General features: G+C 68.2%; 17 protein-coding genes. 12 read left to right on the top strand and 5 right to left on the bottom strand.

Annotated elements, in window-relative coordinates; all coding sequences use genetic code 11:
* Both FFK22_RS35885 and FFK22_RS35880 read right to left on the bottom strand, forming a co-directional pair.
* Positions 1 to 1,252 (bottom strand): efflux RND transporter periplasmic adaptor subunit (locus tag FFK22_RS35885; RefSeq protein ID WP_143956917.1); only part of this gene is annotated, 1,252 nt, incomplete at its 3' end.
* Positions 1,253 to 1,257: 5 nt separating this feature from the next.
* Complete coding sequence (locus tag FFK22_RS35880) at positions 1,258 to 4,431, bottom strand: efflux RND transporter permease subunit (RefSeq protein ID WP_138892821.1); 3,174 nt, start codon at positions 4,429 to 4,431, stop codon at positions 1,258 to 1,260.
* A 448-nt stretch (positions 4,432 to 4,879) separates the two neighbouring features.
* Between FFK22_RS35880 and FFK22_RS35875 the strand changes: the two genes are divergently transcribed.
* Positions 4,880 to 5,179, top strand: coding sequence for a hypothetical protein (locus FFK22_RS35875; protein WP_138892820.1), 300 nt, complete (start codon positions 4,880 to 4,882; stop codon positions 5,177 to 5,179).
* 153 nt (positions 5,180 to 5,332) lie between these two features.
* Here the strand turns inward: FFK22_RS35875 and FFK22_RS35870 are convergent, their stop codons facing one another.
* Positions 5,333 to 7,192, bottom strand: coding sequence for a sigma-54-dependent Fis family transcriptional regulator (locus FFK22_RS35870; RefSeq protein WP_221939104.1), 1,860 nt, complete (start codon positions 7,190 to 7,192; stop codon positions 5,333 to 5,335).
* Between the two features lie 305 nt (positions 7,193 to 7,497).
* Between FFK22_RS35870 and FFK22_RS35865 the strand changes: the two genes are divergently transcribed.
* From FFK22_RS35865 to FFK22_RS44895, 11 genes are all read left to right on the top strand, one after another.
* On the top strand, positions 7,498 to 8,541 hold the full coding sequence (locus FFK22_RS35865) for an NAD(P)-dependent alcohol dehydrogenase (protein ID WP_138892819.1): 1,044 nt from the start codon (positions 7,498 to 7,500) through the stop codon (positions 8,539 to 8,541).
* Between the two features lie 9 nt (positions 8,542 to 8,550).
* The gene (locus FFK22_RS35860; protein WP_138892818.1) at positions 8,551 to 8,748 is read left to right on the top strand and encodes a hypothetical protein; all 198 of its coding nucleotides are present in this window, start codon (positions 8,551 to 8,553) and stop codon (positions 8,746 to 8,748) included.
* 412 nt (positions 8,749 to 9,160) lie between these two features.
* Complete coding sequence (locus FFK22_RS35855) at positions 9,161 to 10,831, top strand: aromatic/alkene/methane monooxygenase hydroxylase/oxygenase subunit alpha (RefSeq protein ID WP_138892817.1); 1,671 nt, start codon at positions 9,161 to 9,163, stop codon at positions 10,829 to 10,831.
* A gap of 95 nt (positions 10,832 to 10,926) precedes the next feature.
* A complete protein-coding gene (locus FFK22_RS35850; RefSeq protein ID WP_138892816.1) occupies positions 10,927 to 11,967 on the top strand; it encodes an NADH:ubiquinone reductase (Na(+)-transporting) subunit F in 1,041 nt (346 codons plus the stop codon).
* A gap of 44 nt (positions 11,968 to 12,011) precedes the next feature.
* Positions 12,012 to 13,097, top strand: a complete 1,086-nt coding sequence (locus FFK22_RS35845; RefSeq protein ID WP_138892815.1) for an aromatic/alkene monooxygenase hydroxylase subunit beta — start codon at positions 12,012 to 12,014, stop codon at positions 13,095 to 13,097.
* A gap of 56 nt (positions 13,098 to 13,153) precedes the next feature.
* A complete protein-coding gene (locus tag FFK22_RS35840) occupies positions 13,154 to 13,507 on the top strand; it encodes an MmoB/DmpM family protein (protein ID WP_138892814.1) in 354 nt (117 codons plus the stop codon).
* Between the two features lie 85 nt (positions 13,508 to 13,592).
* Complete coding sequence (locus tag FFK22_RS35835) at positions 13,593 to 14,615, top strand: amidohydrolase family protein (protein ID WP_138892813.1); 1,023 nt, start codon at positions 13,593 to 13,595, stop codon at positions 14,613 to 14,615.
* A gap of 5 nt (positions 14,616 to 14,620) precedes the next feature.
* A complete protein-coding gene (locus FFK22_RS35830) occupies positions 14,621 to 15,445 on the top strand; it encodes a metal-sulfur cluster assembly factor (protein ID WP_138892812.1) in 825 nt (274 codons plus the stop codon).
* Positions 15,423 to 17,060, top strand: a complete 1,638-nt coding sequence (gene groL, locus FFK22_RS35825; protein WP_138892811.1) for a chaperonin GroEL — start codon at positions 15,423 to 15,425, stop codon at positions 17,058 to 17,060. Before FFK22_RS35830 ends, groL begins: the two co-directional genes overlap by 23 nt.
* A gap of 132 nt (positions 17,061 to 17,192) precedes the next feature.
* Positions 17,193 to 19,172, top strand: a complete 1,980-nt coding sequence (locus FFK22_RS35820) for a sigma-54-dependent Fis family transcriptional regulator (protein WP_138892810.1) — start codon at positions 17,193 to 17,195, stop codon at positions 19,170 to 19,172.
* A 113-nt stretch (positions 19,173 to 19,285) separates the two neighbouring features.
* Positions 19,286 to 19,474 carry a glutamine synthetase gene (locus FFK22_RS44895; RefSeq protein WP_221939103.1) on the top strand — a complete coding sequence of 63 codons (189 nt, stop codon included), beginning with the start codon at positions 19,286 to 19,288 and terminating at the stop codon, positions 19,472 to 19,474.
* 461 nt (positions 19,475 to 19,935) lie between these two features.
* On the opposite strand, the gene FFK22_RS35810 is transcribed toward FFK22_RS44895, so the two are convergent.
* A complete protein-coding gene (locus FFK22_RS35810; RefSeq protein ID WP_143956916.1) occupies positions 19,936 to 20,895 on the bottom strand; it encodes an OmpA family protein in 960 nt (319 codons plus the stop codon).
* Positions 20,896 to 21,066: 171 nt separating this feature from the next.
* On the bottom strand, positions 21,067 to 21,501 hold a 435-nt coding region (locus FFK22_RS35805), incomplete at its 5' end, for a membrane integrity-associated transporter subunit PqiC (RefSeq protein WP_138893695.1).

Below are 21,501 nucleotides of genomic sequence, written 5' to 3'. Positions count from 1 at the left end.
CCGAGGGCTGCGCCGCCGCAACCTGCACCCGCATCCCGTCACGCACATTCACCGGCGGGTTCAGGACCACCTGGTCGCCCTCGTCCAGCCCGGCCCGGATGTTGAGAGTGGCGCCGTTGTCGGCCAGCACGTCGAGATGGTGCAACTGCAGCGCGCCGTTCGAATAGACCGCGGCCGAAAGCCCGTTCTGGTCGAAGATGACGGCCTGCGACGGCAGCACGATGACGGGGCTGGGGCGCGGGATCGCCAGCCGGACGATGCAGTACAGCCCGGCGGTGAGCGCCCCATCGGCGTTGTCGACATCGACCTCGGCCAGCAGGGTCCGGGTGCCCGGTTGCAGAGAGCCGGCGGTGCGGGCGACGCGGCCATGGAAGACACGGCCAGGCAGCTGCGGCACTGTCACCTCGGCGTCCTCGCCATCCTTGAGCGCGAAATAGTCCTCCTGCGGCACGAAGATCTGGATCCGCAGCGTGCTGGTCTGCACCAGCGACAGCAGCGGCGTGCCGGAGGTGCTGTCCGCGGTGACCAGCGTGCCGACGTCGAAGTTGCGGCTGGCGACGACCCCATCGAACGGCGCCACCACCTTCTCGAAGCCGGTCAGCTGTTGCAGCCGCGCCACATCCGCCTGCTGGGCGATGATGCTGGCCGCGGCCGCGGCCACGGCGGCGGTGGTGGCGGCCTGGCTCGAGCTGTCAGTGTCGCCCTGCTCCTTGCTGGCCCAGCCCTGCTGCACCAGCCGGGTGGTGCGCTGGTTGGTGACCTCCGCCAGGTGCTCATTGGCCCGGTCCTGCGCCAGGGTCGCCTGGGTCTGGGCCAGCTGTGCCTTGGCCTGATCCAGTTGCTGGTCCAGGTCGGGCGCCGCGATCACGGCCATGACGTCGCCCGCCTTGACATGGCTGCCGATGTCGACGGCGCGGGTGGCGATGTAACCGGTCGCGCGGGCGTTCACCACGGTGCTGGTGAAAGCATCGGTGGTGCCCGGCAACTCGTCGATCTTCGGGCCCTGCACCGTGGTCACGGCGACCGTGCGGACCATCGGCCGGTCGTCGCGGATCTCGTTGCGCACGGTCGTCGCCTGGGCGTCGAGCGTATTGCGGCCCCACAGGCCGAAGCCCACCGCCCCGCCGATCGCGACCACCGCCGTCAGGCCGAGGAGACGCGCGATCCGCCGCCGCCCCGGCGTCGTGCCGGCCGGGGAAGCGGCCTCCCGCTCCGGGTGGATGGAGGGGGTGTCGATGGGACGCTGGTCCATGATGGTCACTCCGCAACGGGGGAGGAGGGCCGCTGCCGCCGGGACCCGAGGCCGGCGATCAGGGCGTAGAGGAAGGGCACGAACAGGAGGGTGGTCAGGGTGCCGGCGCTGACGCCGCCGATCACGGCGCGGGCCAGGGCGGCGTTCTGCTCCTCACCGGGGCCGCCGATCGCCATCGGCAGCATGCCGACGACCATGGCGGCTGCCGTCATCAGCACCGGCCGCAGCCGGGTGACGCCGGCGGACAGCGCGGCCTCGAAAGGCGGGTGCCCGGCCCGGCTCTGCTCGCGGGCGAAGGTGACCAGCAGGATCGAGTTCGCCGAGGCCACGCCGACCGCCATGATCGCGCCCATCAGCGACGGCACGCTCAGGCTGGTGCCGGTGACGAACAGCATCAGGACGATGCCGCTCATGGCGCCGGGCAGGGCCAGCAGCACCGCCAGCGGGTCGCGGAAGCTCTGATAGTTCACCACCATCAGCAGGTAGACGAAGATGGCGGCGAAGGTCAGGCCGAGGCTGAGGTCCCGGAAGGCGGAGTCCATGCTGCTGACCTGGCCGCGGATGGCGATGGTGTTGCCGGGCTGCAGCGTCTTCTGGGCGTCGCCGACGATGGACTGGATCCGGGTCGCCACCCGGCCGAGATCCTGTGAATCGACGCTGGCGTAGACGTCGTAGACCTCCTGGATGTTGCTCTGGTTGAACACCGACTGCACCCCGGCGCGCTGCGGCGCCGCGATATTGCCCAGCAGGTTGGGCACCACGCCGCCATCCGCGGTGGTCGCGGCGCCGATCGGCGTGTTGTTCAGGTCGTTCAGGCTGGCGACGCGGTACTCCGGCGTCTGGACGGCGAGGTAGTAGGCGATGCCGCTGGTCGGGTCGGTCCAGAAGTTCGGCTGCACCTGGGTCGACGAGCTGAGGCTGATGTTCACGTCATTGGCCACCTGGGTCATGTTCAGCCCCAGCTGCTGCGCCCGGGTCCGGTCGACCGTGTAGTCGAGCTCCGGCGCCTTCAGCTCCTGCTGCACATGCACGTCGACCAGGCCGGGGATGCCGGCCAGCCGGTCGCGCAGGGTCTGGGCCATGGCCTGGTTGCCGGCGACGTTGCGGCCTGCGACCTGCACGTCGATCTGGCTCGGCACGCCGAAATTCAGCACCTGGGTGACGATGTCCGATGGCTGGACGTAGAACAGCGCATCCGGGAACTGGACCGGCAGCTGGCGCCGCAGGGCCTGGACGTATTGCTCCGTCGGCCGGTGGCCGGGGTTGAGCTGGATCTGGATCACGCCGTCATTGGGGCCGATCTCGGTGCCGTCGGTGAAGGCCAGGTTGTAGGAGCGCTGCGGCAGGCCGATGTTGTCGATCACCAGCCCGAGATCCTGCTGCGGGATCTGGCCCCGGATCACGTCCTCGATCCGGCTGAATTCCTCGGCGGCGGTCTCGATCCGGGTGCGCGGCGGCAGGCGGACATGCAGCTGGATCATCCCGGCATCGACCGCGGGGAAGAAGTCGCGCCCCAGCAAGGGGAACAGCCCGCCGGCGCCCGCCAGAACCGCCAGCGCGACCCCCAGCGTGATGGCGCGGCGGCGGATGATGCCGGCCAGCAGCCAGGCATAGAATTCGCGAAACCGGTTGAACTGGCGGTCGAAAGCGGCGTGGGCGCGGGACAGCGCCGTGGTCTTGCCGGCCTCGCGCCGGCTGTGCTCGCCGCGCAGCAGCAGGCGGATGATGATCGGCGTCAGCGTGCGCGACAGGCCGTAGGAGGCGATCATGGCGAAGACCACGGCCAGGGCCAGCGGCGTGAAGATGTAGCGGATCGCGCCCTGCATGAAGAACACGGCGACGAAAACGCAGCAGATCGCCGAGGTCGAGATCAGGGTCGGCAGGGCGATGCCGGCCGCGCCTTCAAGCACCGCGTCATCGAAGAGCCTTCGCTCCTCCAGCATGCGGTAGGTGTTCTCGATCGTCACCGTGCTGTCGTCGACCAGGATGCCGACCGCCAGCGCCATGCCGCCCAGCGTCATGATGTTGAGTGTCTCGCCGAGTGCCGACAGCACCGCGATCGAGGTCAGGATCGACAATGGGATCGACACCATGACGACGACGGTCGCCCGCCAGGACCCGAGGAAGACGAGGATCATCAGCGCGGTCAGCCCGGCGGCGATGGCGCCTTCCCGCAGCACGCTGTCGATCGAATCCTGGACGAAGGTCGACTGGTCGAACAGCAGGCCGATCTTGAGGCCGGGCGGCGCCGCCGCCTGGATCGCCGGCAGCGCGGCCTTGACCCGGTTGACGACGTCGAGCGTCGAGGCGTCGCCGTTCTTGATGATGGTCAGCAGCACCGAGCGCTGGCCGTTGGCGCGGACGATGTTCGACTGCACCTGCCAACCGTTGTGCACATGGGCCACGTCGCGCAGGAACACCGTCGTCGCGCCGGTCTGGCGGATCGGCACGTTTTCCAGCGCGTCGAGCGTCGGCGCCATGCCGTTCAGGTGGACGATGAACTGCTGCGTGCCCAGCTTGGCGTCGCCCGCCGGCAGGGTTAGCGACTGGGCGTTGACCGCATTGACCACGTCGGCAGGGGTGATGCCGTAGGCGCGCAGCTTGTCGGGGTCGAGGTCGACCATGATCTCGCGATAGCGGCCGCCGGAGGGCGTCGGCAGGGTGATGCCGGGGATCGGCGCCAGGGCCTGGCGCATCTGGTACAGGCCGTAATCGTAGAGTTGCTGCTCGTTGAGCGTGTCCGAGGTCAGGCTGAGCTGCAGCACCGGTACGCTGGTGGCGTTGAACTGGACGACGACCGGCGGCTGGATCCCGGTCGGCATCAAGGCTCTTGCGGTATTCGTGGCCGACACGATCTGGCTGATCGCCAGATCGATGTTCACGTTCGGCTGAAAATAGATCTTGGTGACGGAGAGGCCTTCCAGCGTCTGGCTCTCCATGTTGCGGATATTGCTGACGTTGGAGCTGATGTAATATTCGCCATAGGTGGTGACCCGCTGTTCCATCTCCTGCGGCGTCAGGCCGGTGTACTGCCAGATCACCGTCACCACCGGCACGTTGATCGACGGCAGCACGTCGCGGGGCGTCACGACGATGGCGCTGATGCCGAGAAGCAGGGCCAGGAGGGCGATGACGTAGAAGGTGTAGGGAAAGCGCAGGGCGAAGCGGACGATACCCACGGCTGGAGTCCTCGAATCGAGCTCCGGCGCCGTGGCACCGGCAGGGAAGGGCAGCGCGGCCGGAGAGGCCGCGCCGGGCTCGAAGCCGCTATCGCCGCGGACGTGGCGTCCGGTCGTCGGTACCGACGATCCCGTGACCAGCCGAACGAGGCGAAGCGAGCCCCTTGATGATGTCTTGGGCGTTGGTCACCCGCGCCGCGACCGGGCACGTCCGCGGGCCTCGACACCAACTCCCCTTCCGGAGCCGGTCCGTGCCGCTATGCTGTGACAAGTCACATATGTGGTGCCGCCGTTCCGCTGCCCCTGTGTTTTTGTCCATTCAGCCATGCGGAAGATCATCGTGGTTCGACGGCAGCCCGGTCGGCTGCGCCGAGGCACCGCCGGATCCAGCGGCGCAACATCGCACTGCGCGCGGATGGCAATTGGAAGCGGGTCGAGCGCCGCAAATATGGCGGACATGAACACATGGATCCGTCTGGCGCTGGCCGCCAGCCTGTCCATCGCGACCGCACCGGCCGCCATGGCGCAATGCATCCTCAGCCAGAATGCCGTGGGCACATCCTGTGCCGGCGGTATCGGTTCGCGGCCGCTCACGGGGCATTCCATGCGGCCGCATCTGAGGATCACCCCACCCCTGCAGCCGGCGCCGTTCCGGGCGACCCCGATACCGTCTCCGCGACAGGCGCAGACCATGGGGGCGCCGAACACCTCGCTGATGCCGAACACGTCGCTGCCAGGCGGCCTGTAACACGCTCGCGGTCACCGACCCCCTGAGTGTGGGAGACGCATGCGATGGGCGTTTTGTTGGGCCGCCTGACTGGGAAGGGCCTGATCCTCGATGGTCCGGCGATGTCCGGTCCCAGGTCCGCTTGCGGCGCCACCGGTTTCCCCGGGACGCTGATCAGACGGACGCCGTTGCCCGCAGCGCCCGATAGATGGTGTTGCGCGACACGCCGAGCCGCCGCGCCGTCTCGCTGACATTGCCGGCGAGGTCCCGGTGGACGGTCCGGATCTGCTGATGCATCGCCTCCTTGAGGCCGCCGGAGGCCGTGGTCCGGGCCGATCCGGTTGCTCCATCGGGAAGGCTGTCGACCGCTTCGAGATCGATCGGGCGATCGGGTTCGCCCAGAGTCAGGCGGATCAGCACGTTGCGCAGCTCGCGTACATTGCCGGCCCAGGGCCGTTCGGCCAGCCGGTCCAGGGCCATCGGCGTGATCGAGCAGCCGGGGGCGATCTCGGACAGGAGGTGCCGTGCGATGGCGGCGAAATCCTGCCGTTCGGCCAGCGGCGGCAGGGTCACCTCGACCGCGCTGAGGCGGTAGAACAGATCCGCGCGGAACCGCCCGGCTTCGACCGACCGCTCCAGATCGGCATTGGTCGCCGCGACGAGCTGCACATCGACCTGGCGTCGCCGCCCGCCGCCGACCGGACGCACCGTCCAGTCGTCCAGCAGCCGCAGCAGCACGGCCTGCAGCGGCAGGGGCATGTCGCCGATCTCGTCCAGGAACAGGGTCCCGCCATCGGCCTCGACCACCAGGCCGGGCGCGCCGCCGCGGCGGGCGCCGGTGAAGGCGCCGTCGGCATGGCCGAACAGCTCGGCCTCCGCCAGCGTGTCCGGCAGGGCGGCGCAGTTCAGCGGCACGAACTCGCCGGTGCGTTTGCCGGCGAGATGGGCGTGCCGGGCCAGCTGTTCCTTCCCTGTGCCGGTCTCGCCGCGGATCAGGATCGGCAGCTTGCGCGCCGCTGCGGCCTCGACCTGCCGCACCACCTCCGCCACCCGGCGGTCGGCGGCGACGAAGCCTGTCGGCAGCGTCCGGGACATTCTTGGGGCGGATGATATCTTCGGCGCCGCGGGCAGCGTCTCGATCGTCGCGACGAAGGCGCTGCCGACGAGATCGTCCAGGCGCTGGCGCTCGCGGATCCGGGCGCCGTCCAGGAAGGGACTGAAGCGCGTGCGGAACAGCTCCTCGAACCGGCGGCCGGGCAGCGCCGGCAGGCCTTGCAGCAGGAAGCGCGCCTGGGGGCTGGCGCCGAGGATGGCGCCGTCCGGATCGAGCGCCAGCAGGCCGGCATTGAGCGTGTGCAGATATTCGCCGCGGCTGTGGAACGCGACCACCAGATCGGCGTGATGGCACTCCCGGAACAGCCCGTTCTCGATCTGGGTGGCCGCCATCGCCACCAGGGCCCGCGTGTGCTGCTGGCGCGACCGGCAGTCGGATGATGCGTCGAGAACGCCGGCGAGGCTGTTGTCGGGGCCGAACACCGGCGCGGCGGTACAGGTCAGGGTGCCGTAGCGGTGGAAGAAATGCTCGCCGCCATGGACGGTGATCGGCTGCCCCTGCTGTGCGACGGTGCCGAGCGCATTGGTGCCGCAGCGGATCTCGGCCCAGTGCGAGCCCGGCCGGATGGCGGTGGCGCGGGCGGTGGCGCTGAAGCTGGAATCGGAGATCGTGTCGAGCAGCAGGGCGTCCGGCGCGGCGAACGCGATCATGAAGTTCGTGCCGGCGATCTGATGGTAGAGGTTCTTCATCTCGGTGCGGGCCAGGCGCAGTGCCAGGTCCGACCGGTCGCGGGCCTCGCGCAGCGTGCTGTCGTCGACCACCGTCAGGGGCGGTGGCCGCTCGGGATCCAGCCCGGCGGCGAGGCAGCGGGTCCAACTGTCATGGATCGGCGGCGCCAGCAGGTCGGCATCCGCGATGCCGCGACGCTGGAGCAGGATGCGGGCCTGGCTCAGGCGCTCATCGGCCATGGCCGGCAGCATGGGCGTTCCTCCTGGCTGGCTGTCGTGGGACGCGGCCTTGTCCTTGGTTGTTTGCCCGGCACCGCCGGATGTCCATTGCCGTCAGGCTACGCCGGTACCCGATTGCTTCCAACCTGAGAAATCAGGACCGGCAAAGTGTTCCAAAATGGAACAGCGTTGTCCCGTTCCACTGTGAAGCAACGCCACAGTCGTTCCGCCGGCTGGATTGAGAAAATCCAAGGATTCCGCGGATTCCAGATCGTGGCACGGCAATTGCACTGCTGATCCGCAACCCGTTTGGAATGCCGGAACATGGGAGGCGATGCATGAAGGCCGCGGTGCTGCATCAATACGACGAGTCCCTGACGCGCGACGAGTTCGTGCGCTACGGGGATGTCGCCGATCCGAAGATCGAACGACCGACCGACATCATCGTGCGCATCGGCGGTGCCGGCGTCTGCCGCACCGACCTGCACGTGGTCGAGGGCATCTGGCGCAGCAAGGTCGATGTGGCGCTGCCCTACATCATGGGGCACGAGAATGCCGGCTGGGTCGAGGCCGTCGGGCGTGGCGTCGAGAGCGTCAAGGTCGGCGACCCGGTGATCTGCCACCCGCTGGTCACCAGCGGCCATTGCCTGGCCTGCCGGCGCGGCGACGACATGCACGCCACCGACAGCCGCTTCCCCGGCATCAACGCCGATGGCGGCTATGCCGAGCTGCTGCTGACGGGCGAACGGTCGCTGATCAAGCTGCCGAAGACGCTGGCGCCCAAGGACGTGGCCCCCTACACCGATGCCGGGCTGACCGCCTACCGCGCCGCCAAGAAGGCCTCGCGCCACCTGCTGCCGGGCGAGTTCGCAGTGGTGATCGGCGCCGGCGGGCTGGGCCATATCGGCATCCAGGTGCTGGCGGCGCTGTGCGCGGCCGAGATCATCGTCGTCGACCGGTCCGACACCGCGCTCAAGCTGGCCCAGGAATGCGGCGCGCATCACCTGGTCAAGGCCGACGGCAATGAGGTCGAGGCCGTGATGGCGCTGACCGGCGGCCATGGCGCCGAGGCGGTGATCGACTTCGTCGGCGAGGGCGATGCCATCGCCAAGGGCCTGGCGATGACCCGGAACGCCGGCTTCTATTACATCGTCGGCTATGGCGGGAAGATCGACCTGCCGACGATCGACATGATCACCAGCGAGAAGACCATCGTCGGCAACCTGGTCGGGACCTATCCCGAGCTGGTCGAGCTGATGGCGCTGGCCGATCGCGGCCTGGTCCACCTTGCCACCCGGGAGTACCGGCTGAGCGAGGCCAACCAGGCGCTCAAGGACCTGCATCACGGCCAGGTCAAGGGCCGCGCCGTCCTGATCCCGTAGCGGTGTCCCATGACGACCGACCGGGATCACCCGTCCAAGAGCGAGTTTTTCGAGCGTGTCGGCGCCCTGGCCGACGCCATGGTCGCGGCCTACGGGCCGGATTTCGCGATGGGGGCGCTGATCATCACCGCGCGCTTCATCGCCGAAGGCAAGCCGGTCGGCCGGATGCCCGATGCCGATCCCGATGCCGGCGGAGAGAAGGCATGACCGCCGGTCGTCCGCCGGCTCGATCCAAAGTCCTGGATCGTTGTGGAACAGCCGGCGGCTCGCAATGTCCCAGAACAGAACATGACGCAGCGCAGCATTCGGCCATCAATCGAACGGCAAATCTGCAGAAGCGGCCAAATCCCTCAACTCGGAAAATCTGGCACGCAACTTGCGAGGACTTAAAGAGGGCCAGTCGCGGCGCCGGGGCACCCCGCGCGCAAGAACAGATTGGCAGGAGGAACGCAGCCATGACGCCATCCCCGCAGGCGAGCCCCGCCCGCCGCGCCTCCGAGATTCCCGGCCGCATGCGCCATGGCCACCGCATCCCCTTGCGACGATGGCCGCATGAGCCGCCGGGCCCCATCGGCACCGCAGAGCAGATCTTCAACCACCCATCCAAGAGGAGACTTCCATGCCTGACGGTTTGACGCTGAACAAGATCACCGCCCAGCGCGGGATCGGTGTCGCCGACGCGGCGCGCCGCATCGCCGATCTCGGCTGGACGCCGAGCTATGTCCAGGAGGCGATGACCTTCCCGACCGACTACAAGATCGCGAAGGTGCCGCGGGACCCGATGAAGCAGGTGCTGCGCTCTTACTTCCCGATGCAGGAGGAGAAGGACAACCGCGTCTATGGTGCGCTCGACGCGGCGCTGCGCGGCGACATGTTCCGCAATGTCGAGCCCCGCTGGGTCGAGTGGATGAAGCTGTTCCTGGCCATCATCCCGTTCCCGGAGATCTCGGCGGCGCGGTCGATGGCGATGCTCGGGCGGCTGGCGCCGGGCGAGGAGCTGCGCACCGGCTTCACCATGCAGATGGTCGACGAGTTCCGGCACTCGACCATCCAGATGAACCTCAAGAAATGGTACATGGAGAACTACATCGACCCGGCCGGGTTCGACATCACCGAGGCCGCGTTCGGCAAGTGCTACGCCACCACCATCGGCCGGCAGTTCGCCGAGGGCTTCCTGACCGGCGACGCGGTGACGGCGGCGAATGTCTATCTCCAGGTCGTGGCCGAGACCGCCTTCACCAACACGCTGTTCGTCGCCATGCCGTCCGAGGCGGCGCGCAACGGCGACTACGCGCTGCCGACCGTCTTCCTGTCGGTGCAGTCGGATGAGAGCCGGCATATCGGCAACGGCCATTCGCTGCTGATGTCGGTGATCAACGACCCGGACAACCACCAGCTGCTGGAGCGCGATATCAAATACGCCTTCTGGCAGAACCACGCGATCGTCGACGCCGCGATCGGCACCTTCATCGAATACGGCACGACCAACCGCGACAAGAACAAGGAATCCTACGCCGAGCTCTGGCACCGCTGGATCTACGAGGATTACTACCGCACCTACATGCTGCCGCTGGAGAAGTACGGTATCAAGATCCACCACGATGATGTCGGCGCCGCCTGGGACCGCCTCGTCAAGAAGAACTATGTGCACAAGGTGGCGCAGTTCTTCTCGGTCGGCTGGCCGGTCAATTTCTGGCGGATCGAGGCGCAGACCGAGCGCGACTTCGAGTGGTTCGAGAAGAAGTATCCGGGCTGGTATGCCGAGTTCGGCGACTACTGGAAGTGGTATGAGCGCAAGAGCCGGCCGGGCCAGACCAACATGCTGTTCGACCAGGAGAACGGCTATGTCTACCCGCATCGCTGCTGGAGTTGCATGGTGCCGTGCCTGATCCGCGAGGACCTCGTGGTCGATGAGGTCGACGGCAAGCTCTACACCTATTGCTGCGAGCAGTGCCGCTGGACCCACAAGGTCGCCTTCGCGGCCGAGTATGAGGGGCGCCCGACGCCCGCCATGGGCCGGTTCAGCGGCCGCCGCGAGTGGGAAGAGTGCTACCACGGCTGGGACCTGGCCGACGCCATCAAGGACCTCGGCTTCCTCCGCCCCGACGGCAAGACGCTGATCCAGCAGCCGCATCTCCGCTTCGACGACAAGGACATGTGGACGCTCGACCATGTCCGCGGCCACACGATCCAGAGCCCGATGGTGCTGCTGCGCGGCATGACGCCGGACCAGCGCGAGAAGCACATCGCCGAGTACCGGGCAGGATTCAAGATCAACCCCCTGCACTGACCGGCATGGGGGCGGGGGCCGGCATCGGCCTCCGCCTCCCGTCCCATCCGCCGGGCATCGACCGGCGGCCAGCCCGACGACAGAGGACGGCTTCGATGGCGGAGACAAGAGTGCACACCGTCCGGTTCGAGCCGGTCGGCATCGAGATGGACGTCGCCGAGGGCGAGACGGTGCTGGAGGCGGCGTTCCGCCAGGGCATCGCGGTGATGCATGGCTGCAAGGAAGGCCAGTGCAGCAGCTGCAAGTCGCGGCTGCTCGAGGGCGATGCCGAGCTGCTGAAATACTCGACCTTCGCGCTGCCGGACTACGAACGTGACACCGATCATATCCTGCTGTGCCGGACGGTGGCCTACAGCGACCTGACGGTCGAGCTGCTGAACTATGACGAGGACCTGCTCTGCCGCTCGATCGCGGTGAAGGAGTACGAGGCGGTGGTGACCGGGATCACGCCGCTGACCCACGACATCCGGCTGCTAGAGGTCGAGCTCGATAAGCCGCTGCGCTTCTGGGCGGGCCAGTTCGTCGACCTGACCGTCCCGGGCAGCGGCATCACCCGGTCCTTCTCGATGGCCAACCCGCCGAGCCGGCAGGACCGGCTGGGCTTCATCATCAAGAAATATCCGGACGGGGCGTTCTCGTCGCTGCTGGATGGCGGGCTCAAGCCCGGCGACCGGCTCGTCGCCAAGGGCCCCTACGGCACCTGCTTCCGGCGGGAGGAGCGGCCGGGCCCGATGGTCCTGATCGGCGGTGGCTCCGGCATGTCGCCGCTGTGGTCGATCCTCAACGACCATGCCGAGAGCGGGGAGGAGCGGCCTGTCCGCTTCTTCTACGGCGCCCGGACCCGGCGCGACCTGTTCCACCTGGCCGAATTCGCCGAGTTCGAGCGCAGGATCCCGGACTTCCGCTTCATCCCGGCGCTGTCGCATGCCGAGCCCGGGGACGACTGGTCGGGCGAGACCGGCTTCGTCCACGAGGTCGTGGCCAGGACGCTGCGGGCCGAGGCGCTGCCGGGCGAGATCGACGCCTACACCTGCGGCCCGCCGCCGATGATCGATGCCGTGCTGCCGGTGCTGCAGATGGCCGGCGTCGAGCCCGAGCGGATCTACTTCGACAAATTCACCCCAGCCGTCCGCTGACCGCGGCCTGGTCCGATCCGTCAACGCCAGAAGGGAGGATACCGATGACCAACCTCGAACAGGCCGCAGCATCCGTGAAGTCGGGCGCGGCCGGCGCGGCGACCTTCGCCGGTTCCGACAGCCGAAAATACAACTATTTCGAGCCCCGGGGGCGTAAGGCGACCCACTATGAGGACGTCACCGTCGACGTCCAGCCCGATCCCAAGCGGTACCTGCTGCAGGACTGGATCATCTCCTTCCCTGACGGCACGCCGACCTATTCTGAGACCTGGACCGCGGCGAAGAGCAGCGACTGGCACAAATACCGGTCGGTGGACCAGGAGTGGGAGCGCACGCATTACCAGCGCCAGTCCACCATCGTCGGCATGATCTCCAACGTGATCGACAATGCCCGGCGATCCGGCGCTCCGCGCCGCATAGACCCGGCCTGGGTCAAGATCCTCCAGGACCATCTCGGCGCCTACAAGCATGCCGAATTCGGCCTGGGCACGTCGACGATGCACGCCCAGCGCTACGGCTACACCCAGATGATCAACAACGCGATCCTGACGGACGCGTCCTACAAGCTGCGCTTCGCCCAGGACCTGACGCTGTATCTCAGCGAGATCGGGCTCGATCTCGACAGCTTCGACGCCAGCGCCGGCAAGACGCACTGGCTGGAGGACCCGATCTGGCAGGACACCCGCCGGGCGGTCGAGACGATCGGCGGCGCCACCGACTATCTCGAGAAGTACTTCGCGGTGAACATCGTGTTCGAGCCGCTGGTGGCCGAGCTGTTCCGCAGCGGCTTCATCATGCAGCTGGCCGCCGCCCAGAACGATTTCGGCACGCCGGCCGTCGTCTCCGCGGCGGAGGGCGACTATGAGCGCAACCTGGCCAATGCGGTCGAGCTGTTCCACATGCTGGCGAACGACCCGGCCCATGGCGAGCACAACCGCCGGCTGTTCGCCGAATGGTTCGACCGGCACGGCGCGCTGGCGGTCGCCGCGGCCCGGCAGCTGCAGCCGCTGTGGTCGCAGCCGCGGGTGAAGGCGGCGCAGTTCACGGACGCGTTCGACCATGCCCGCAACCGGGCGAAGACGATCGTCACTGAGATCGGCCTCGACGCGCCGGCGCTGCTGTCGGCCTGAGCGCCCCCGACGCCCCATCAGCCGCCGACCCAGGCGTCGGCAAGAGGAGACCAGCCATGACCCATGCGACCGCGAACATCTTCAAGTCCATGAAGGACATGCAGTTCGAGACCACGATCTCGCACCAATGCGGCGTGACCATGAACGACAGCGTCGAGGCCCGCGTCATCGCCGAGGTGATGGGCGAGAAGCCGGGCATCACCGTCACCTACCTGCCGGCCATGATCCGCCTCGATGGCGAGGGGAAGATCGAGTTCAAGATGGGCGAGATCGGCGAGGCGCTGGGCCGTCCGATGACCCCGCATCTGTTCGAGATCTCCACCTCCACCCATTACGGGCGGATGGTCATGGTCGACGACGACACCGTCGTGCTGTTCGGCAACATGGATGACGCCTTGGCCTTCGAGTGAGGCGCCGGCCCGTCCGCGAACCCGCCAGATGACGGCGGCGCCGATCGCAACGGCGCCGCCGCGAACCAGCCACAGGGAGCCAGCCATGTACCGCACCAAGGACGGCGACGAGATCTTCATCATCGACGGCCATGTCCATCTCTGGGACGGTCGTCCGGAGAACTGGAAGAACGTTCACGGCCAGCAATTCATCGATTGCTTCTACGGCTACCACAGCTTCCTGCAGCCGAAGGATAAGCAGTGGGCGCGCGAGAAGTTCTACCATTACGGCGCCGAGACGATGCATGACGACCTGTTCGTCCGCGGCTATGACGACATGGCGATCTTCCAGCCGACCTATCTGAAGGACTTCTACGTCAACGGCTTCAACACGCTGGAGCAAAACGCCCTCCTGAAGGCGAAGTACCCCGACCGCTTCATCCTGAACGGCGCCTTCGACCCGCGCGACGGCGAGGCGGGGTTGGCCCAGTTGGAACAGGATGTCGAAACCCATGGGATCAAGGGCGTCAAGCTCTACACCGCCGAATGGAAGGGCGACAGCAAGGGCTACAAGTTGTCCGACGCCGGCGCCCAGACGTTCCTGGCGAAGGCCGAGGCGCTCGGCATCAGGAACATCCATGTCCACAAGGGCCCGACCATCCTGCCACTGAATCGGGATGCCTTCGATGTCGCCGACATCGACGACGCGGCGACCAGCTTCCCGAATCTCAACTTCATCGTCGAGCATTGCGGCCTGCCGCGCCTCGATGACTTCTGCTGGATCGCGACCCAGGAGACCAATGTCTATGGCGGCTTGGCGGTGGCGCTGCCCTTCATCCGCAACCAGCCGCGCTACTTCGCTCATGTCATCTCGCAGCTGCTGATGTGGCTGGGCGAGGACAAGCTGCTCTATGGCAGCGACTACGGCATCTGGACGCCGGACTGGCTGGTCGAGGACTTCATGGCCTTCGAGGTGCCGGATGACCTGACCCAGGAGACCGGGGCGAAGCTGACGCTCCAGGCCAAGAAGAAGATCCTCGGGCTCAACGCGGCCCGGCTCTACGGCATCGACGTCGAGGCGCAGAAGGCGGTGCTGGCCGACGCCCGCCGGCCGGTCGCGGCGGAGTGACCGCCATGGTCGCGGAGGCCGACGCCGCCCGGGCCCGGGAGGTCTGGGCCCGGCTGGACTCGGTGACGGACCCCGAGCTCGACGAGCCGGTGACCGAGCTCGGCTTCGTCACCGATGTCGAGGTCGCGGGGGATGGCGGGGTCCATATCCGCTTCCGGCTGCCGACCTACTGGTGCGCTGCCAACTTCGCCTTCCTGATGGCGGATGACATGCGCCGTGCCGCGCTGTCGCTGCCCTGGGTGACGGCGGCGACGGTCGAGCTCGGCGACCACATGTATGCCGAGGCGATCAACCATGGCATGGCCCGCGGCCTGGCCTTCCGCGACGCCTTCGGCGACGAGGCGGATGACGACCTGGAGGAGATCCGCCGGACCTTCACGCTCAAGGCCTTCCAGCGCCGGCAGGAGGCGCTGCTGCGCCACCTGCTGGAGGAGGGGCGCCAGGATCCGGCGGCCCTCCGCGCGCTGGACGCCGGCGGCCTCCGCGGCCTGCAGGCCGCCGCGCCGGGCCGGCGGCTGATCGACCGCTACCTGGCCCTGCGCGACACCCTCTTCGGCGCGGGCGGGCCCGCCTTCGTCGACACCGCCGGCGCCGCCGTCACCGCCGAAGCCTGGCCGGGCCATCTCGCCGGGCTGCGGCGGGTCTGGATCAACACCGAGTTCAACGGGGCGCTGTGCCGGGGGCTGCTGGCCGCGCGCTTCGGCGAGGAGGCGCCGGAGCCCGACGGCGAGCCGACACTGGCCGATTTCATCCGCCGGGCCCGGCGCGAGTCCTGCCTGCCACATCCAGCCTCGGAAAGGGGAGAGAATGCCCAAGATCATGTTGCATGATGACGAGGCCCGGCAGGCCCTCGGCCGCGGTGTCGCCAAGCTGGCGCGGGCGGTGCGCGGCACGCTGGGCCCGCGCGGCATGAACGCGATCATCGACCGGCCGATCGGCACCCCGATCGTCTCCCGCGACGGCGTCAGCATCGCCGCCGAGATAGAGCTGGAGGATCCGTTCGAGAATATGGGGGCGCAGGTCGTCCGCGAGGTCTCGAAACAGACCAACGAGGTTGCCGGCGACGGCACCACCACTGCCACCGTCCTGGCCGACGCGCTGGTCCAGGACGGGCTGGATCGGCTCGCGGCAGGCGCGAACCCGGTCGAGCTGGTGCAGGGGCTGGAACTGGCGGTCGGGCAGGTGGTGGAGGCGCTCCAGCATGCCGCCAAGCCGCTGGGCGGCCAGGACCAGATCCGTTCCGTCGCCGTGATCGCGGCGAACGACCCGGTGACCGGCGGGCTGGTGGCCGAGGCGCTGGAGCGGGTCGGCCCGGACGGCATCGTCACCGTCGACTATGGCAGCACGGTCGAGACGCAGCTCGACGTGCTCGAGGGCATGGCCTTCGACCGCGGCTACCTCTCGCACCACATGGTCACCGATGTCGAGAAGATGCAGGTGGTGCTGGACCAGCCGCACATCCTGCTGACCGACCAGAAGCTGCAGACGGCGGAGGAGGTGGCGGGCCTGCTGGCGCTGGTCGCCGGCAGCAACCGCCCGCTGCTGATCATCGCGGAGGAGGTCGCGCCGCCCTGCGTGGTCGCCCTGCTCGCCGCGCGCGACAGGGGTGGGCCGGTCGTGGCCGCCATACACCCGCCGGAATACGGCCATTGGCGCAAGGCGATGCTGGAGGACCTGGCCATCGTCACGGGCGGGCGGGTCATCGCCCGCGACCTGGGCGGGCGGATCGACCAGGCCGAGCTGCGTGACCTCGGCGGCGCGCGCCAAGTCAGGATCTCCGCCGGCCAGACCGTGGTCAGCGGCGGCGGCGGCCATCCGGAGCTGATCGCGGCGCGCCGCCAGCAGGTGACCCGGCAGTGGGAGGCGGCGCCGGAGAATATCGAGCGCGACAAGTTCCGGGAGCGGCTGGCGAAGCTGTCCGGCGGCACGGCGGTGATCCTGGTCGGCGGCGCCACGCCGGTCGAGCAGAAGCGCCGGCTGCAGCTGGTGGAGGACGCCGTGAACGCCACCCGGGCGGCGATCGCGGAGGGCATCGTCCCCGGCGGCGGCACGGCGCTGCTGCGGGCGGCCCCGGCGCTGGACGACCTCGCCTCCCGCACCGATGGCGGCGTCCGCGAAGGGGTGCGGCTGCTGCAGCGGGCCCTGGCCAAGCCGCTGTTCCACATCGCCGGCAACAGCGGCGTGAACGGCCAGGCGGTCACGGCCCAGGTGGCGCGCGCGACCAATGGCGTCGGGTACGATGCCCGCAACGGCGCCTTTGTCGACATGTTCGAGGCCGGCATCGTCGATCCGGTGCGGGTCAGCTGCAGCGCGGTGCGGAACGCGGCCTCCGTCGCCGGGCTGGTGCTGACCACCCACACGCTGATCGCGGACCGGCGGGACAGCGTGGATCCGACCGCCGGACCGGCCCTCGGCGGCGGCGCCGAGCGGCTCGGCCGGGCGTGAGGGACGTGCTGGTGTCCGAAGGGTGGACGGACGCGGCAGCGGAATGGTGTATGATGATCAAATGATAACGGTCGCGGGACGATCGGTTGCACCGATCGTCTGGACAAGACGGCCGGCAACCGGGAGCGACCGATGCCCAGACGCGACGAGACGCCGACCGGCCTGGTTCGCCCGGGTGTGACCCCGGCGTTCGTGGGGGCGCCCTGCGAGGCGACCGACACGATGCTCGCCTGGGAGCGCTATCTGTCCGGCGCCACCGACGCGACGGTGCCGGCGCAGAATTTCGTGGTCGCTTCCTGGCAGCGCAGCCTGCATTCCGGCGTCAATCCCGGCGGCCGCGCCGCGCCGCTGGCGGCGGGCGGCGACGCGATGGGCGAGCTTCGGCGCCGGCATGGCGATCTGGTCTCGGCCGCGGCCGGCCTGTTCAGCGATGCGGTCGACCTGCTCGCCGGCTCGGGCTCGATCATGCTGCTGACCAACCCAGACGGTGTCGTGCTGCAGGCCGTCGGCGACATGCCGACGCTGGAGAAGGGCGAGAACATCAACCTGATGAGCGGCGGCAATTGGGGCGAGGGCGTCATCGGCACCAACGGCATCGGCACGGCGATCGCCACCGGCCGGCCGGCCCAGATCCACGCCGCCGAGCATTTCTGCGAGGGCATCAAGGGCTGGACCTGCGCCGGATCGCCGATCTTCGAGCCGGGCACCGGGGCGATCATGGGGGTGATCGACATCTCCGGCCCGCCCACCACCTATCAGCGCAACAATCTCGGCCTGGCCGTGGCCGCGGCGCGGCAGATCGAGATGGTGCTGACCGAGCGCTCGACGCGGGAGCGGATGCAGCTGCTCGAAACCTGTCTCCGGCGCCTGTCCTCCGCCGATGCCGCCGGCATCATCGTCATCGACCGGCATGGAAGGCTGGTGCAGACCACCGGCCGGGTGTCGCTGCCGATCAGGGTGGGGGAGCGGGTGCCGGGCCTCGACCGCAGCCTCGCGGTGGAGCGCTGGGCCGACCGGCTGCCGGAAAGCCTGCGGCCGGAATGGTTCAACCCGGTGATCGCCGACGGCCGCGCCATCGGCGCCCTGCTGGTCGTGCCGGACCGTCCGCGCCTCCGCGGCCGGGCCGCGGGGCAGGGGTCGGAGGCCGACCCGGCGCGCAGCGCCTTCGCCCACATCATCGGCGACAGCCCGGCCATGGCCGCCGTCATCGACCGGGCGCGGCGGCTGGTCGGCAAGCGCGTGCCGGTGCTGGTCGAGGGCGAGACCGGCGTCGGCAAGGAGCTGTTCGCCCGCGCCATCCATGGCGAGGAGGGGGAGGCGTCGCCTTTCATCGCCTTCAACTGCGCGGCCACGTCGAAGGAGCTGCTGGCCAGCGAGCTGTTCGGCCATGTCCGCGGCGCCTTCACCGGCGCGACCAGCGAGGGCCGGCCGGGGCGCTTCGAGCTGGCGGATGGCGGCACCCTCTGCCTCGACGAGGTCGGCGAGCTGCCGCTCGACCTGCAGCCGATGCTGCTGCGCGTGCTGGAGGAGGGAGTCGTCTACCGCCTGGGCGACGCGCAGCCGCGGCGGGTCGATGTGCGCCTGCTGGCGCTGACCAACCGCAGCCTGCGCGACGAGGTCGAGGCCGGCCGTTTCCGCCGAGACCTCTATCACCGCATCAGCGTGACGCGCCTCCTCATCCCGCCACTGCGGGAGCGTGGCGATGATCTGGAACTGCTGGTCGCCCATTTCAATCGGCGCCTTGCGGCGCGCCATCAGGTGCCGGAGCGGGATTTTCCGCCCGATGTGCTGTCGAGGCTGCAGGGCTACGCCTGGCTGGGGAATGTACGCGAGCTCCGCAATGTCGTCGAAAGCCTCCTGCTGATCTCGATCGGTGGTACGGTGACGCACGAGGATCTGCCGCCGGAGCTTGGCGGCGACGATCGTAAGCCCGGTGAGACGAGCCCTTCCCTCGATCGGCCCGAAGATCTGTATGCGGCCGAGCGCGTCCTGATTGCCGAGGTCCTTCGACGGCATCGCTACAACTTCGTCCAGGCCGCCCGCGCCTTGGGCATCTCGCGGAGCACGCTGTACCGGAAGGTGCAGAATTTTGGGCTCGATGTCGAAGGTTAGGCTCCGCCCGGATTCCGGAATCGGGAGTTAGAGCCGGTCAACGTGACAATCCCGTCGGCGCCGCCGCGCCGGATCTTGTCACGCGTCGGCCGGTCAACACGGATGGGCATCTTGTGAAGGATGCCGTGCGACTGCCCCTCAACCTCCTCGATGCCCTAAGGATGTTCGATGAGAACGAAGTCCTCAAGGGGGAGCTCGGCAGCGAATTCTCCTCAGCATATCTAACTGTCAAGCACCAAGAATGGAATGCCCACGCAGCCCATATTTCACAGTGGGAGCGCGTGGCCACTCTAGATGTTTGAGTCTGGCGAAATCCATGAGACGCCGATTCCGGCGAGTGATTGGAAGAGGTCAATCGGTACGGCTCTGGTTCCACGGGTGCCATGGTGGATAAAAATGAGTACTACAGCTTTGAGAGCGCACTACGACGCTACGGCTGCGGCCTCCCCTGCCGTTGCCCGGTCTCACTACTCCTCGGAGCCTATCGTCAGCGGTGTCGATAATAGGACCCACACCCACCTCTGGACCCAGTCTCTCATGGCTATTGACGGACACAGCTTCAAATCGGGGACAGGATTTTGTTCCCACAACCAAAATGACGGAAGCCCCCGTCTCCGACGGGGGCTTCTTGCTTTGGCGCCCTGTGCGCCAAGCCGAATCAGTCAGTCTGTCCGCAGGTCCAAATCACCCGCAACCAGCTGCGCGGTGGAAGCGGGCCGCGCTCCAAGGCAGGCCTTTCGCTCGACGCAGCATCGTCCCTGTCTCAGTTCAGAACGATCTCGACCCGGCGGTTCTGCGGCTCGCGGACGCCGTCGGCCGTCGGCACCAGCGGGTCGGCCTCGCCGACGCCGCGGACGGTGATCAGGCCGTCGGCCACGCCGTCAGCGACGAGTTCGCGGCGCACGGCCTCACCGCGGCGGACTGACAGGGCCTGGTTGTACCGGTCCGAGCCCGAGCGATCGGTGTGCCCGGTGACATTGATCTGCGTGGTCATGCCCTGAAGCGCGTCCGTGGCGGCCGAGGCAACGATCTGCTTTGCCTCCGGCGTCAGCCTCGAGCTGTCGAAGTCGAAGAACACGAGATAGCTGCGGGCCTGGGTGACCTGTGTGACCTCGGGCGGTGGCGGTGGCGGCGGAACGAAGGTGTAGCGCACGCCGGCCAGGAAGCTGTGGTTGTTGTTGCTGTCCGAGGTGATGCGCTCACCCTTGTCCTTGAAGGTCGGCCCGGTGGTGCCGAGATAGCGGTATTCGAGCGTGGCCGCCAGCGCCGGGCTGAAATTGTAGGAGACGCCGGCGATGCCCGCATAGGCGAAGGCCGTCTGCGTGTCCTGAAAGAACTCGTCGTTGCTGCCCCGGAAGTCGGCGCTGATGATGCCCAGCCCGATGCCGCCGCCGATATAGGGCACGAAGGGCGAGCCGAACTCGAAATCGTAGTATCCGTTCACCATCACCCCGAGGGTCGTCTGATGGTTGTTGCCGTCGTGGCTGTTCTCGCGAATGCTCACCTCGAGGTCGGCGCGCAGGCTGCCCCAATCATAGCCGCCATAGATATTGCCCGCGGGGCCGACATCGTAGTTGTCGATGTTCAGGTTGTTGTCCTGGAGAAGGTTGATGCCGGCACCGGCGCCGACATAGAACCCGGTTCCCTGCTGGGTCTGGGCCAGGGCTGATGTCGCGGCCATCAACGTGGTGGCGACAGCGGCGAAGCTGGCGAGTTTCAGCATTCGTCCCTCCTTAACTGGCTTTCGTCGGTCCGCTTCACTCAGACCATAGGCGAGGGGAGGGGTGGGCGATTTGATCTGGCGCAAATTCTCAACCAAGCTGCGGAGCGTTGCGCAAGGGACACACCTTCTCTCGGCACAACACCGAACGGAGCCCGGACCTCCTGGTTCGCGTCAGCTGATCGTGCCGGCGATGCGGTCTGCGAGCTCGCCCAGCGCGTCGCTCATCGCCCGGACCTCGGTGGCGATGCTGTCGTCGGCCGGGCGGCGGGTGATGCGGGCAGTCTCGGTCCTGGCCCGGCCGCCGGACTTGCGCCGCAGCCGCCACTGCGCCTCCAGCACCACGGTGCCGTCGGCGTCCGGGTCGAAGCGGTTGAGTGCCAGCTCGACCGTCAGGGCCTCGTCGCCGGACAGCGTCCGGCTGGTGGTGACGACCGAGCCGGACGGAAGCCGCGCCGTCAGGTCGTCCGCCAGCACCCGCTGCACCATGTTGGCCAGCGGCTCGCCCCAGCGTTCGAACTCGTCGACGCCGAGCTGGACCGCGCCCGAGCGGCGGACGATCTGCGGCCGGTCGAGATATTTCGGGATGTCGACCAGCGCCACCGAGGC

Source organism: Mycobacterium sp. KBS0706 (genome assembly GCF_005938675.2).
GTDB lineage: Bacteria > Pseudomonadota > Alphaproteobacteria > DSM-16000 > Inquilinaceae > Inquilinus.
The sequence above is the reverse complement of the archived record's forward strand: the minus strand, read 5'-3'. Positions and strand labels throughout refer to the sequence as shown.